The sequence below is a fragment of the Alicyclobacillus sp. SP_1 genome, from assembly GCF_024706985.1.
In the GTDB taxonomy this organism is placed as follows: domain Bacteria; phylum Bacillota; class Bacilli; order Alicyclobacillales; family Alicyclobacillaceae; genus Alicyclobacillus_I.
The window spans coordinates 17,173-32,320 of the sequence record NZ_JAMCCX010000083.1; the positions used below are offsets into that span (position 1 = coordinate 17,173).

Sequence of the window (15,148 nt, forward strand, 5' to 3'; positions counted from 1 at the left end):
TCTAAAATTTTTACTTAAGTCTATTGTAACTGGTCACGCAAGGGCCTGCCAATATGGTATAGTTTCGAAGAAAAGACGAACTTATGAAAGCTGTTCCATGACCATGCTTTGAACCCCACATTTTGTGAAGTTGGTGAATAAATGGCCACTATAGGAGAAAAAATTCGCGAAATTCGGCAACAGCGCGGCTTGACGCAAAGCGAGTTAGCTGGCGGAGTCGTAACTCCCAGCATGATTAGTCAAATCGAGGCGGACCGCGCTCGACCTTCCTACAACTTACTTACCAGCATTGCAAACCGTCTGGGCATGCCGATAGATTACTTTATGGATGAAGTGGACGGACAGCACGTCATGGCTGCCTCCATCACCATCGCGGCTTACCACCTCATCAGTGGACGACCACAACAAGCATTGAACGAATTAGACAAAATGGACATCCCCGATGTCTACGGGCCGAGTTACAAATCGTATTTGCTGACGGGCGCGCGGGCCAGGAGAGCACTTGGTGAAGTATGGAGCAGCTTGGAGACGTTCGAAAAACTGCGCGAAGAAGCGTTCCGAACACAAGACCGGCAACTGCTGTACGAGGTTTGCAAAGAATGTGGCACGACCGAATTCGCCTTAGGCAACATCGACGGCGCTATTCACGAATGGAAGAAAGCGCTCAAGTACGGCACACAACTGGTGGAAGACAAAGTGATGTCTCCACTCGATTTTGACCGAGAGTCGCTCAGTATCTACTTGCAACTTCACGAAGCCGCCAAGGTAAGCCGCTTCCAGACGGAAGACGCAGCCCACTACCTTGAGTCTGCAGTGGCACTCGCGGGTGGAGTTCAGACATATCAGAACTTGGCGGATGCCCTCATCGCGTCAGCCATCTCTTTTCTCGATTATGACTCTGGAAAAGCGCGGTCGTTTGCAGACCGTGGACTGTCCTTGATTGAATGCATCAGCCACATGGAACAGGCACTCGTAGCACGTGCCACTGCCAATGAAACGCTGCCGCAAACAGCGAGTGACCCGTGGGTCGAGATTGCTGCCGCATCGACTACCGTCAGCAGCCTGGTCTTCCTCGAAGCAGAGTATCGGCGCGCAGAGAAAGAGATGGACGCACAAGACTACAATGCCGCTCGTAACCGCCTGAGTCGGGCGCGAGACATCCTGCACGAATACGAGCTGGAAGTGCCCGACCTGAAGGCCGACTGTTTTGAGTCCTACTGCACACTTCGCGAGCTGGAAGCCGACTTGTGCCGAGTCACTGGACAACTACAACAGTCTGCCGATATTTTGACAGAACTTCTTCAGATGTCGGAGAGTACCGAGGAAAACAAGCGCACCTCGAAGTGGCTGGCGAACATTGTGCTCCTCTATCGCGACCTTGGAGACACCGCAAAGGTGCAAGAATACGGGGAAAAACTGGCACAGAGGTACGCGCAGGACTTGCCCATTCGGTGGGTTGATACACGAGGGTAACTCCAGAGGGATAGCAGAGTTGCATAAGAGTTGTGGTGTGGGGAATCAAAGACATGGCCGTTTGTTAAAAAATGGCCGTGTCTTCTTCGAATTCAGAGGGAAGAATGCCCACCTCACGAACGACCTCTTTGAATGGCTCAATCAAGGCCGGATCGAACTGAGTTCCAGCACAAGCATCGAACTCATCAAAGGCTTCGAGCATGGTGCGGCGGCGTTGATACGGACGACTCGTGGTCATGGCATCGAACGAGTCGACAATCGTCATAATGCGCGCTTCGAACGGTATCTTCTCCCCTTTTAACCCATGTGGGTAGCCAAATCCGTCAAAGCGTTCGTGGTGATGGCGAATGAGGTCAAGGCACGGGCGCAGAGACTTAATCTCGTGAACCATGTAGTACCCTTGCTCCACGTGGTTGCGCATGATGTCCCACTCTTCTTTCGACAGTGGATCCCGCTTGACCAACACATCAATGGGTGTCTGCAATTTACCGACATCATGGAGGAATGCTCCGATACGAATGTGGCGTTGTACATCCAGACTGAGACCAAGACGCTCCGCCAGCTTACCAGCATAACGCACGTTTCGCTCGGTATGCCGGTACGTATACCTGTCCCTCGTATTCATCATCTGCATATACAATTCGAGAGTGTTGATAATGTCTTCCGACACGTCCAATCCGTCCAGTTCGCGTCGGATATCTTCCACCACCGTGCTGTACACCGCCACGCGGTTGCGCGCGGCAACCTTGATACGATAAAGTGCGTCGTCTGCGGCGACCATCAAGTTCTGCTTTTTATCTGCCATTTCCGGATACCGGGCAACTCCGATAGAGGCTGTGATGTGCGTCTTTTTGGACTGGTCCGGGCCCGGAAACTCGGCTTCTTCGATGGCTTTGCGAAACGCATTGGCCCGCTCTTCGGCAACCTCTACACTCACATCGGGAATGGTAATAACAAATTCTTCACCACTATACCTCGATACCTGTTCCCCTTCGCGCGCGGTGCTCCGCATCAACTTGCCAAGGAACGTCAACGCTTTGTCTCCATGAAGATGTCCGAAAAGCTCGTTGTATCGCTTAAAATTGTCAATGTCCATAAGGAGCACACTGAACGGCTCCTCAGCCGCAATGCGGTCATCCATCCATGTGTGGATGTAGCGATGGTTGTGAAGCCGCGTCAACTCATCGGTAATCGCCAAATCCTTGAAGTGCTGTGCCATTTTGAAGTACTCGCGATAGACTCGCGATACGATGAGTATGAGTGCGGTGAAGAGGATGGTACCGCGAAGGCCGGAACTGTGAATGACAAGCGCGAGCAGATACCCGGTCAGAATGCCTACGCCGTAGACACCGAGCAACGCACCAGTGAAGATCGATTTTGCTCCGTCGACCAGACCGTCTACACCAAACCTTACATAATAGCTGAGAAATACAAAGAACATATTCGCCGTGAAATAGACGACGGCGAAAAAAACAAGAGAAAGTAGGCTTATATGAAAGATTTGGCCGCTACGGTTGAACGTCAGTAGGGACAACTCGTAGGCAATAATGCTCGAGAGGCAGATTATAGTGTAGCTGTATAAAAAAGACAACCATCTTTTCCCTTTTCGGAAGGACAATATAAATCCTGCAACTATACCCCCAAGCGCAACCGTTACCGTAGGATAGCTCAGAATGAAACCAATATAAAACGCTGTTTCCCAAGAAAAGTAGGCTTTTTGACTTATGTCTATCTCGAATGCGGAGGTCAAAGCCAATAAGCCTATCAAGGCGTACGTGACCACGTAGCTGTCCATGTCCATCCTAGCAAACCTTACAGTAATGAACGCTATAAGCGTGATTACGCTAGCAACCTTGAGTGCCGAATAACAATATACTCTCAAGTTTTGAGTCTTAGTCATTGTCTGCCACACCAACCATCCCAGTCATCGAATATACGATAAACACAATGATTCCGATGCTAAAAAGACAGTCCCCAATACTCACAACACTCTGAGGATAAATGTGAATGGGTATAATGTCGCCAAGGAACGGAAGGAATGTGGACTTCGTCATGACAACGCTTTTTCCGTAATTTCCTCTGAGAAGCTCCGCGGCAAGAGTTCTATTGACACTGCGCACTGCAGGAAGATACGCTGGCATCCTTAATCCATTCGCGGACATCTCCAAAAAATTCAGAGCTGTCCCAACGCACGCCATCCATACCCCCGGTTGCTTGATGTTCAGGACACAAAAGAGGATCAGTGTGGTATAGCTCAAAATCATTAGCACTCCATAAAATGCGTGATTTCCAACGTGAATGGATACAAACTGAAGAACATACGACAGGATAACCATCCAAAGCATTCTTAAGCGGATAGTAGAAAGAGAGGCAAATGAACCTCTCCTAAAGAACCCTATGACGAGCCCGCAAATGACGGATAGCCCTTCGAATGCCACCAAAGCACTCTCCTAGCCTGTTTAGTGTATGACACAATCTTAAATACGAAAAGATTGGACCGGCAGCACCGGTCCGGGTACATAGATTAAAACTTAACTCCGACACCAGCCTGTGCTGCAATCGTGAAAAGAACAAGTGCGCCTAAAACTGCTACTGCTTTAACGCGTGGTGACATCGTGGGTTCCTCCTCAGATAGGTCCAAAATCAGGACCAATCTGAAGTGCTTGAGCTACTGGTGCGACAGAAGAGTTGCCCGACTTTTGCTAGCCTCGCAAAATGCCGAGTGCCGTAAATGCGATGGTTACTATAGGAGTTACACCCCGATGAGAGCATTATATAGTGAAAACGACAAGATTTTCTACTATGCGGACGAAAAAAAGGACAAAATTTCTCGAAATTTGATAGATTTCTCGCTGAGGCGACATGCTCAGGGCATGAAATATGAGATCTCCGTCCGTTCGTGCGTCACGTGCCGCAACAAAAAAAGACGCTCTTCACGGCGCCCCTGTGCGAATCGAATGATTCTGTTGTGCATCGATGATCGCTACGTCTTGGTCGGAGATTGGGGATAGTCGCGCGGAAAAGCGGCCCCACATCTTCCATCGGGTCGGGTTCCTGCTGCACCAGCGGGTCGGATCAAGGGAAGCGCGCTCCCGATTGCCTCAGCGAGAGCCGCGCCAATCGGTGGCCCGTGTGGCGACTTCACCGCTTCCGCATCCGCGAGCGCGTGGATTCTGGTCCGTCATACTATCATCTCGATGGAGAGTCCAAAAATGCCGAGGTGATGGCTTGAGGAGTACCGGGCAATCGCAAGTCGTAGATGCATCCGATGGCGGGCTCCGCGAAGCAGACGTTGCGGATGACTTCGAGTACTTCGTCTTCACTCGGCACGCGGCAATAGTCGAGGCCCTCGTTCTTGACTTGAAGGAGACGTACAATGTCTTCCGTTCCGTCGGTCGATCCGGTATCGACGACGACAATCCGACACTCTCTCCGATGCAAGAGGTTGCTGCCGAGTATCCAGCGAATAGACCCTTCAATCGTCTCACAGGCATTCTCCACCAACAAAAGGTAGACGACTGGTTCTGGATTGCCGTAAGCCGCCACATGTCGACGTCTCTGATAAGCGCGCACAGATTGCACAACGAGTGTACCAGCACCGTACATCGCGAGTATCCAATAGAGGAGAATCCACCACATCCCCCTCACCCCCTTACTTCCAACATATGCGAGGGCAAAAAAAAGCGGCACCGATGGTGAAGCAATCGGTGCCAAGAGTATGGGGTAAGGGTAATGCTATATCATACGTAGCGCGGTCGCTGGTTCTGTCCGTCGAGCGACGATTTTTCTCTTTCGACCGTCAGACAAGTCGCCGAGCCTAACTTCACACGGTCGGCGCCGACAAACCCGCGTCTTCCAGAAGAGCAGCCGCTTTGTCGGTACGTTCCCAGGGAAGATCGAGATCGACCCGACCAAAGTGCCCATAAGCCGCAGTCTGGCGGTAAATCGGCCGACGCAAATCGAGGTCTCGAATAATAGCTGCTGGCCGCAAGTCAAAATGGCGACGCACCAGTTCGACCAATTTGTCTTCACTGATTTTTCCGGTACCGAAGGTATCGACCGAAATGGATACTGGCTTTGCTACGCCAATGGCGTAGGCCACCTGAACTTCGCACTTTCGCGCTAATCCGGAGGCAACGAGATTTTTGGCCACATACCGTGCGGCATAAGCAGCGCTGCGGTCCACTTTGGTGGGGTCTTTGCCGCTGAAAGCTCCACCGCCGTGTCGTGCGTAGCCGCCGTACGTGTCTACAATAATTTTGCGACCCGTCAGCCCCGCGTCGCCTTGCGGCCCGCCGATGACAAAGCGCCCAGTCGGATTGATAAAGTACTTCGTGTCTGCGTCAAGATATTCCGAAGGCACGACTTTTTGAATGACGTGTTCGCGCATGTCGCGGTCGATGGTCTCCAGAGACGTGTTTTCGTCGTGCTGGGTGGAGATGACAATGGTGTCCACGCGCACTGGCTTGTCACCGTCATACTCAACCGTCACCTGCGTCTTTCCATCGGGGCGCAAATACGGCAAGGTACCCTCTTTGCGAACTTCGCTAAGGCGTCTCGACAGCTTGTGGGCCAGCGAGATGGGCAGAGGCATCAGTTCTTCCGTCTCATCACAGGCAAAACCGAACATCAAGCCTTGATCTCCGGCGCCAATTTCCTCCACCTGCTCATCGGTCAGATGGCGTGACTCCAGTGCGACGTTGACGCCTTGAGCGATATCCGGGGACTGTTCGTCAATGGATGTGATGACCGCACAAGTTTCCGCATCAAAACCAAATTTCGCCCGCGTATAGCCAATCTCCGCCAATGTCCGGCGGACCGTCTTAGGAATGTCCACGTAGCAGGAGGTGGTAATTTCTCCGGCGACCAAGACAAGCCCAGTCGTAACGGAAGTTTCACAGGCAACTCGAGCAAACTTGTCATGCGCCAATATCTCATCCAATACGGAATCTGAAATTTGGTCGCAAATTTTATCTGGATGTCCCTCTGTGACCGATTCAGAGGTAAATAGCCGACGATTGGTCATGGCCATGGTCTATCGCCCTCCCTTATAAAGACCGTTGCAAAACAGAGTAATCGTAGTCTATTTCGGCGAAAGCGTCAAACCGTAAAGAGGTGTTCGAGATTGGGTCGGCTCGATGCGCTGACCAAGATGCTGCCTAAAAATCATGATTGTACATACCATAAAATGTTGCTATCGTTGCCGTATGAGGAGGCTTTTACGATGCATACGACAGCAATACTCGGCACTTCTGACTTTAGTTATCGGAAGAATGGGAAAACAGCGACATTCGATGAGCTATTCCCGGAATTTAACGAGCGCGACCGAATTGGGATAGTCACTCGCAGCCCTGGCGGAAGTGTGGGGGCCAGCGCGCTGCTGTTGGCGGCCATCACGCGGTTCTATGACTTTTATCGCCCGCTGCTCGGCAACGAACCAGGCAAGCTACGTATCTATCCGGACTACTTTATTTTTCATGTCGGACAGAAACAGATGGACCATTATTGGATGGACATATGGCCGCCGAACAAGGAGGTCGTGGTCGAAGATGACCCGGAAGAGATTTTGGAGTCCATCAACGACCGCGGGATTACGCGGTTGCTGGTCGAGGATATCACACCCTCACAACCCACATTGCTCAGGGGGCCAAAAGACAAACACCGATGGCAGAGCGACACCTCGTCCCCCATCTTGCTGGCGGAAACCGTGGCTAGTGCTGAACAGCGGATGGTCACTGCGTTGGCCTACCATCCGACCGGGCAGACAGCTCATCCAGATGTGTGCGTGACGAGTTGCCAAGAAGCTGAACGGTACATTCGGATGTCCATAGAGGAATCTGAAAACTTGCGACCCGAGGAGCGCGAAGCACTGCATACCACCCGAGATGCGCTCTACTCGAACGGTCAAGTCTCCGAGTCCTATCGCAGTATTGCTGTGGCCCAGGCCATCTGTATGCTCACCCAGTCAACGACGAGCGGTCCTGCCACTCGTCGGCACATGGCCAAGTGGTAGACAACGGGAGAACTCGAATCAGCGTTTATGCGGAGCATAGGATTGATTTTGACGCACCACGCGCCATGCGAAACGAGGCAGCGCAGTCTGGCGGCGAATGCGACTCGGTTCACGAAGCAAGCGATACAGCCATTCCACATTGAGCTTGCGGAAGATTTGTGGCGCCCGGGGCACCGTACCTCCCCAGACGTCGAAACTCCCGCCAACGCCAAGCGCGACGCAGGGTGGAAGTTGCGATAGCCACTGATAAATCACCTGCTCTTGGCGCGGTTGTCCCATGCCTACCAACCAAACATCCGGCGCAAAATCCGCAATGGCTTCCATGACGTGCGGCATCTCAGTGGTTGGGAAATAACCATCCCGGCCCGCGAACTGATGCATGGGGAAATCTCGCCGCAGCACCGCTAAACAAGCTTCCAGCGACGGCAGTGAGGAGCCTAGCAAATACACGCGCAACGTTTGATTGCGGCGAATTGCTTCCTTTAATAACTCGAGAACCAATTCTACGCCCGTCACCCGTTCCGGAACGGGACGACCCATGCGCGCCGCCGCCCACACGACGCCAATTCCGTCTGCAGTAACGAGGTCTGCCGCACGGCTGATTTTGAGCACTTCAGGAACCTCTTGACTCTTCATGACAAATTCCGGACCGGCCGTGATGACCATGCGGCGGCTTTTTTCTGCAATCCAGTGCAACATCAACTCAATCGCTTCAGCCGATGTTGTCCGGTGGAAGCGTACTCCGAGTACTTCCACCACATGCTCGGCCAGTGATTCCGTCGACAAAACGAATTCCCCTTCCCAACGCTTTCCTTGGAGATTACATTCGCCGCGAACGCGAAGAAACCCTCCATCCGCCATCGGTGCAAAACGGGTGGAACACGCCCTCTCCATACCGTCGGTTGGGTGTCCATCTGCGAAACACTCTCCGAACAAGGTTACAACCATCGAACCAGACGGACCAGATGATCTCGCCAAACGGAGAAGTCGCTCGAGGATACAAGATGCGGATGAAGCTGTACCAGAATGCTGACCAGCGAGACCGCGGTCATGGCGAGACACAGCAGAGCAACGCCAAGATAAAATACCTGCTGGAGACGGTGTAACACGCCTGCTCTTCCTTTCCCTGACGAAAAATCTCTCTTTTCACAGTGTCTCCCTCGATGCTTTGAATTGAAACGTGCGGGATGCAGAAATCAGCGAGACATTCCCTGTATTGTCAGTCCATTGACTCCCAGTCCATAACATGATACTGTAGACTTGTCAGCAAAATATGTTCGAGTACGTGCGTACTTGGTAGGAGGCAACAAGGTGCAACAAGGGACGGTCAAGTGGTTCAACTCAGAAAAAGGATATGGCTTCATCCAAGTTGAAGGCGGAAATGATGTTTTTGTACATTACACCGCGATTCTCGGAGACGGCTTCCGCACTTTGGAAGAAGGCCAGAGTGTCGAGTTTGAAATCGTCGAAGGACAGCGCGGTCCTCAGGCCGCCAACGTCACCAAGCTGTAAGCTGTAGAAAATTCCAGGTGAGTTGAATCGAAGACGCTCCGCATGCGGGGCGTCTTTATTCTATTCCGCTGAAACTGTAGACACACGGATGGGCTCGGGATGGTTCATCGTGCGGTTAAAAACTAGCACGATGGCATTCAAGACCAAGACCGACATGGTGACATAAAAAACGGATCGAATCCCATAAGACGCCGCCACCATGCCACCCAGTAGCGGACCGACGAGATTGCCCAAAAATGTGGCGCTCGAATTGAGTCCGAAGGCCATGGCCTGCATTTCTTGAGGAGCCATCTTGCGCACGAGGACGTTCAGGCTCGGCAACATGCCGCCAATAAAGAGCCCGAGCAGAAAACGGCCAATAAGCAGGAGCCCGATGGTATGTGCAAGCGCTTGTGGGACATACATCAAGGCTGCACCGCAGAGCGCCACAATGAGAATACGCTTTTGGCCCACTTTGTCACTGTAACGCCCAAGCAGGGGCGAACCAATTAAGTTTGCGAAACCTGACAGCGCCACCACGAGACCCGCCACGACCTGCAGATGGCCGCCGTGGTAGATGGTCTTTGTGAACACGGTGACAATCGGCTCGATGCTCATCACGCCCAATTGTGTCACAAACGAAGCCAGGAACACGGGCAGCAATGGCCGGAGCGTCCAGACGCTCAATTTGGGCCGCTGAATCAAGACTTTCGGGTGCTTGGGCTCCTTGACGAAGAAGAGAACTACAATACTCGTTACAAAGAGCATGCCACCCGTGAACAAAAAGACCAGGCGAATGCCGAATGCTTCTGACAAGACCCCACCCAGTAGAGGCCCGATGAGCCCCCCTGCAATGCCCCCCGTTTGAAGAATGCCGAGAGCTCGTCCAGCTTGGTCTTCCGGTGTGACCGAGGCTTGCAGAGAAATAGCCATCGAGATAAAACCTGAAAAAATCCCGTTGACAAATCGCAAAATCAGCAATTCCCACGGTGCTCCCACGAGTCCCATCAAGGCGGTCATCGCACCCATCCCAAAACCAGCACGCAACAGCATGATTTTGCGGCCCCGCCGATCCGCAACGGCACCCCAAATTGGCTGAAACGCAAACGAGGTCAGAAACTGAGCAGCAAAAATCCAACTGGACCACCGTTCCAGTTGGGCTAGGTTGTGAATGCCTAAATCTCCTATATATATCGGCAAAAACGGGATGACAAGATTCATCCCGGCCATGACTCCAAAATTCGCAATCCAAAGAATGATGAGTGTTCGCTGCCAACTTAGCCCTTCCCCGGCAGCGGGCGAAGAAGACCGACGGTTCATTGAATTCGCGTCTCAATAGCTCGACGCATCCGCTCCGCTTTCGAATCTGCCTGCGGCTCGCTGGTCGCGCGCGCACTCACATACACTTTCAATTTTGGTTCCGTTCCCGACGGGCGAATCGCTATCCACGACTCATCCTCGTAAATCCACTTCAAAACATCCGCTTTAGGCAAGGTCAATGGCTCGCTGCCCACTTCCGAGCCACCATCGCCATAGTTCTTGGCTTCCTGAGACAGGTAGTCTTCGAACCGCGCCAAAGAGATGCCCGGCACCTCGACCGCTTCCGTGCGGAGCGATGCCATGCAACGCTGCATCCGGCGGATGCCGTCTTCTCCTGGCAACGTGACATTGAGCATACGTTCCACAGAGTAGCCATACTCTCTCTGCAGCGCATCGAGCGCTGTCAACAAGGATTTACCTTCTGCTTTGTAACAGGCAGCCATTTCACAGATGGCCAGCACGGACTGAACTGCATCCTTGTCACGAACGATGTCTGACAGGAGATACCCATAGCTCTCTTCGTAACCAAAGAGAAACGTACCCGTTCCAGACTCCTCACATTCCCGGATGCGCGCACCAATATATTTAAAGCCAGTCAGCGTGTCTTCCACGCGTACACCATGCCGCTTGGCAATGCGAGCGCCCAAATCGGATGTGACGATGGTTTTAAAAACCACCCCATCGTTCGGAAGTGTGCCAGCCGACTGGCGCGCCCGGAGCACAAAGTCGACCAAAAGTGCCCCTACTTGATTGCCACTGAGCAGGCGATACTGCATCGGTGCCTCCAGCACGGCAATGCCAACGCGATCAGCGTCCGGGTCTGTGCCAAGTACCACGTCCACCCCCGCCGTCGCTGCCGCTTCCATCGCCATCGACAACGCTTCTGCTTCCTCTGGATTAGGGCTTTCTACCGTTGAAAAGTCCGCATCCGCCTCGGCTTGCGGCCCGAACAGAGACGCCCTCGTGTATCCAGCCAGTTGCAGGACCTCGCGGACAGGCACTGCACCAGTCCCATGGAGCGGCGTGTAAAGGACTTCCAACTGCTGCCGATCCGCTGGTTGAACGAGTTCCACTTGCACTTCTCGTAACACCGCCTCGAGGTAGGCGGTTCGCACCTCGTGAGCCGTCGCGACGACCATGTTGGAATCTTCCGCGTCTTTTGCACCGAGCGTCGGTATGGAGAAGATATCTTCGAGTGCAGGCAAGTAGCGCGATACTGCTCGAACGGCCTCCGGCAACATTTGCCCGCCATCCGCGCCGTATACTTTGTAACCATTGTATTCGGGCGGATTGTGACTGGCCGTAATCATCACACCAGCCCCCGCTTTCAAGTAGCGCACGGCAAACGACAATTCCGGCGTGGGGCAGAGCACTGGCGAGACGCTCGCACGAATACCGACTGCAGCCATCGCGAGCGCTGCTTCCTCAGCGAAGCGACGCGACATCCGTCGGCAATCGTACCCGATGACAATCAAATGGCCGCCGTTCTCCTGCACGTACTTGGCTAGCGCATGAGACACCCGCCGCACCATGGGGACATTCATCCGGTTGAGTCCGGCACCGAGAATTCCGCGCATACCCCCGGTTCCAAACTCTAATTCGCGGCCAAACCGCTCCTCAATTTCCTCTGGTCTGGATGCAAGCATCTGCAACTCACGAGCATCTTGTTCTGAATGGCCCGGGTGTTCGAGCCAGCGCCGGTACTCCTTCGCCGCGTCCATGGTCAGCCTCCACATTCTTTCGAAAATATTGATGCGTCTTCGCCAGCCTCAGTAAAACAGGAGCCGAAGCGAGACACGGCGTCTCGCTTCCAGCATCCTCCTCCATCCGCTTCACCTGCTATTGCAGATGCTGTTGGTAAAAGCCGAGCACTGTCGCAAATGCGTCCCGGGCAGCCGAAACGTTATAAGATGCGCGGTCGTCATTGAAGAAAGCGTGGTGCGCACCCTCATAGATTTTGTATTGAAACGACTTCCCAAGAGACTTCATGTCGTCCGCAAACTGCGGAACCGTATCGGAAATGCGCGGGTCGAGAGAGCCGTAAAAGCCATAGACAGGGCATGCAATTTTCGCCATCGCCTCTTTACTCGGCGAATTGCCGTAGAAGATGACTGCTGCAGACAGATGCGCGTCTTCCGTTGCCAGCAGTGCGGAGAGAGCGCCACCCATGCAAAAACCGACGGAACCAATTTTGCCACCACGCGACAGTTCCTGTTCTTCCCGCAAATATTTTGTGGAAGCGAGCATCTGCGGTACGTACTTGGGCAGATTCATGCCTCCAAAGAGAGTGCCGAACGTGCTGCGGACCTGGGTTCCTTGAGGCTCAGGCAAACGATTCATGGCCTCCTCGCGCTCGGCTGGATTATTCCACGCGCTCGGCGGAACCGTCTCCAAAAACTTTTTCACAGCTGCCACGCGGTCCGCAGCGAGTGCTTCCGGACGTTGGCCGTTCTCCGCGTACAGGTCTGGAGCCAAAGCTATGTACCCGGCTTCGGCAAAGCGCCTTGTCACATGTTGAATGTGGTCGTCCACACCCCAAATTTCTTGAAACACAACCACTGCTGGCTGCGGTCCGGTGACGCGCTCCGGCGCTGCGAGATATCCTAAGTACGCATGGTTATCCCCGTATCGAACCCACTCTGTTTTGACGGTCATTCTCCAATTCGCTCCTCTTATTGACTGTGTTTACCGCACTAGGCGTGCACCTACAACAACGTTCCATCGATTCAACTACAGCTTCTATGATACCGAAAGAAAGCCCCGGAAACAAATTCCGGGATTCGAAATATCGTGAAGCATTCAGTGCTCTGGAACAGTCTATTCCGCGCCCTATCCGCTTCATGCACGGCGGCATTTCACTCGATGTAAGGGTAGATTGACTTCATGCGACGCGGTCTTTCGAGCTCAGCGCCGCTCTCATCACTTATCTCATCACTTAGACGCGTTCCTCTCGCGAACGTGGATAGAGAACTGCATGGAGACCCCTTCGGACCCGCAGAGACACGGACGGATCGGCCACCACATCCTCAGGCCTCTGCACCGCCCATTCTGCTTTTTGCAAGAGGACGCCAAGCACGATACTGGCCTCGAGTTGTGCGTACGTGTTGCCGATGCACGTGCGTCCACCAGCGCCAAACGGAATGTATGCAAATTTCGGCCAAGGTGGGTCTTCTGTGCCCGCGAAGCGCTCTGGCAAAAATGCTTCCGGATGGTCGAAGTACTTCGGATTGCGATGTAAGCAGTAGGGACTGAGAATCAAGCTAGCCTTGGCTGGCAGGAGGATACCCTCGACTTCGAGAGGTTCCGTGGTCTCGCGCAAAATGGTCCAAGCTGGAGGGTAGAGCCGCAATGTCTCGCGCAGCACTTGGCGCAAGAAAGGCGTCTGCCGCCCATCGGCAGTCCAAGTGGCAACATCTGCGGCGGCCCCCAGTGCATCGACCTCTGCTCGCGCCACTCGCTGCACGGCGGGATGCTGGTCGAGCAGATAGACCACCCAAGACAGCAGATTCGCAGTCGTTTCATGCCCGCCAATGATAAAAGTCGAAATGTGGTCGATAAGCTCTGAATCCGACAGCGGTTGCCCGTCTTCGTCGCGTGCGCACACCATAAATTGCAGAGCATTCTCTGGCACCCCACCCGCTTTCTCCAATTTTCGCTTGGCTTCAACGAGAACCGTGGCTGCTATGCTGCGAAGACGGTGCACAGCCCGCACGTGACGGCGAACGGAAGGCGTTGGGACAAATCTGGGTAGAGTAATGGCTGAGAGCAGTTGCTTTGTACTGTAGACAATGGTTTCTTCAATGAGTTCATGCAGCGACTGTCGATGCTCGCCCACAGACACGCCGAAAAGGGTCTCGAAAACGATGTCGAGCGTGAGGTCGAGCAGCGCTTCCGAGAGATTGCGAGGCTGCCCATCGAGCCACGACTCGACGTGACGCACTGCGAGGTGCGCCATCTTCTCCGTACCATCGGCGATGACTTTCGCGTGAAAGGCGGGCTGCAGATATCTGCGCTGTGCCAGATGCAGCGGTCCTTCGCTGGTGAGCAGGCCGGAGCCGAGCGTGTAACCGAGAATTCTCCCCGATTTGCCCTTGACAACAGACGATTCGTGCGTCGCCAAAGCGGCCCGGACAACCTCGGGATGATGGACAATAAAAGTCGGGACTCCAGTGACTGAGGGCAGTTGAATCAAGTCTCCGGAAGCAGCCGAAGAGAGCAGGAAGTCCAGCGGATCGCGCCGAAATTTCAGGTAGAGCGACCAACTGGCTCCGGAAATCCGCGCCCGTTGTATGGGCATACCCACCACAAGCTCCTCCTTCAGAAAGGGTGACATCTCGATGGAAGTGACGGAAAGTCGACCACAATGCGGCGTGCTCACCATCAGTGACGGCTGTTACCATGGCACGCGTGAAGACACGGGCGGACCGCTGCTCATCCGCCTGGCCGCAGACATCGGCCTCGCCCTGCATCGGCACAGCGTAGTCCCCGACGAACAACGCATCATCTCGGCGGCACTCGAAGAACTGGCGAGCGCGCCAGCCGTGCGCGTCATTCTGACCACGGGTGGAACTGGTCTCGCCGCCCGCGACGTCACGCCAGAGGCAACTCTCGCGGTGGTCGACCGAACCGTGCCGGGCATGGCCGAAGCCATGCGCAGCGCCAGTCTTGCCAAGACCCCGTTTGCCATGCTGTCCCGGCAAGTCGTCGGCGTCCGTGGCCACACGCTTATCATCAACTTCCCCGGCAGTCCGCGCGCCGTAGAAGAGTGCTTTGCGGTGGTGGCTCCCGTTCTCCCGCACGCTATCCAGTTGCTCTCCGGGCACACCGCACACAGCTAATGTAAGGGCCCGG

The 15,148-nt window shown here is 54.0% G+C and carries 13 protein-coding genes; 4 read left to right on the forward strand and 9 right to left on the reverse strand.

Features of this window, described 5'->3' with window-relative positions; all coding sequences use genetic code 11:
- The first annotated feature begins 141 nt into the window (after positions 1 to 141).
- Entirely contained in the window at positions 142 to 1,473 is a 1,332-nt protein-coding gene (locus M4I36_RS14935; RefSeq protein WP_258112556.1) for a helix-turn-helix domain-containing protein, read from the forward strand.
- Between the two features lie 64 nt (positions 1,474 to 1,537).
- Here the strand turns inward: M4I36_RS14935 and M4I36_RS14940 are convergent, their stop codons facing one another.
- From M4I36_RS14940 to metK, 4 genes are all read right to left on the reverse strand, one after another.
- A complete protein-coding gene (locus tag M4I36_RS14940) occupies positions 1,538 to 3,274 on the reverse strand; it encodes a diguanylate cyclase (protein WP_258112557.1) in 1,737 nt (578 codons plus the stop codon).
- Between the two features lie 91 nt (positions 3,275 to 3,365).
- Positions 3,366 to 3,911 (reverse strand): DUF5317 domain-containing protein, encoded by a 546-nt coding sequence (locus M4I36_RS14945; RefSeq protein WP_258112558.1) that lies wholly within the window; start codon positions 3,909 to 3,911, stop codon positions 3,366 to 3,368.
- 751 nt (positions 3,912 to 4,662) lie between these two features.
- A complete protein-coding gene (locus tag M4I36_RS14950; RefSeq protein ID WP_258112559.1) occupies positions 4,663 to 5,112 on the reverse strand; it encodes a hypothetical protein in 450 nt (149 codons plus the stop codon).
- Positions 5,113 to 5,296: 184 nt separating this feature from the next.
- Positions 5,297 to 6,499, reverse strand: coding sequence for a methionine adenosyltransferase (metK, locus tag M4I36_RS14955; RefSeq protein ID WP_258112650.1), 1,203 nt, complete (start codon positions 6,497 to 6,499; stop codon positions 5,297 to 5,299).
- 198 nt (positions 6,500 to 6,697) lie between these two features.
- Between metK and M4I36_RS14960 the strand changes: the two genes are divergently transcribed.
- Positions 6,698 to 7,486, forward strand: a complete 789-nt coding sequence (locus tag M4I36_RS14960) for a hypothetical protein (protein ID WP_258112560.1) — start codon at positions 6,698 to 6,700, stop codon at positions 7,484 to 7,486.
- Between the two features lie 18 nt (positions 7,487 to 7,504).
- On the opposite strand, the gene M4I36_RS14965 is transcribed toward M4I36_RS14960, so the two are convergent.
- Positions 7,505 to 8,464, reverse strand: a complete 960-nt coding sequence (locus M4I36_RS14965; RefSeq protein ID WP_258112561.1) for a WecB/TagA/CpsF family glycosyltransferase — start codon at positions 8,462 to 8,464, stop codon at positions 7,505 to 7,507.
- A 333-nt stretch (positions 8,465 to 8,797) separates the two neighbouring features.
- On the opposite strand from M4I36_RS14965, the gene M4I36_RS14970 reads away from it, so the two are divergent.
- Complete coding sequence (locus M4I36_RS14970) at positions 8,798 to 8,998, forward strand: cold-shock protein (RefSeq protein ID WP_258112562.1); 201 nt, start codon at positions 8,798 to 8,800, stop codon at positions 8,996 to 8,998.
- Between the two features lie 60 nt (positions 8,999 to 9,058).
- Here M4I36_RS14970 and M4I36_RS14975 read toward each other — a convergent pair whose 3' ends face one another.
- The 4 genes from M4I36_RS14975 to M4I36_RS14990 all read right to left on the reverse strand — a co-directional run bounded on the left by M4I36_RS14975 (position 9,059) and on the right by M4I36_RS14990 (position 14,594).
- Positions 9,059 to 10,297, reverse strand: a complete 1,239-nt coding sequence (locus M4I36_RS14975; RefSeq protein ID WP_258112563.1) for an MFS transporter — start codon at positions 10,295 to 10,297, stop codon at positions 9,059 to 9,061.
- Complete coding sequence (locus M4I36_RS14980; protein WP_258112564.1) at positions 10,294 to 12,018, reverse strand: phospho-sugar mutase; 1,725 nt, start codon at positions 12,016 to 12,018, stop codon at positions 10,294 to 10,296. Before M4I36_RS14980 ends, M4I36_RS14975 begins: the two co-directional genes overlap by 4 nt.
- 118 nt (positions 12,019 to 12,136) lie before the next feature.
- Positions 12,137 to 12,952, reverse strand: a complete 816-nt coding sequence (locus M4I36_RS14985; protein ID WP_258112565.1) for a dienelactone hydrolase family protein — start codon at positions 12,950 to 12,952, stop codon at positions 12,137 to 12,139.
- Between the two features lie 280 nt (positions 12,953 to 13,232).
- A complete protein-coding gene (locus M4I36_RS14990; RefSeq protein WP_258112651.1) occupies positions 13,233 to 14,594 on the reverse strand; it encodes a cytochrome P450 in 1,362 nt (453 codons plus the stop codon).
- Between the two features lie 46 nt (positions 14,595 to 14,640).
- Between M4I36_RS14990 and M4I36_RS14995 the strand changes: the two genes are divergently transcribed.
- Positions 14,641 to 15,135, forward strand: coding sequence for a MogA/MoaB family molybdenum cofactor biosynthesis protein (locus tag M4I36_RS14995; protein WP_258112566.1), 495 nt, complete (start codon positions 14,641 to 14,643; stop codon positions 15,133 to 15,135).
- The last annotated feature ends 13 nt before the right edge of the window (positions 15,136 to 15,148 follow it).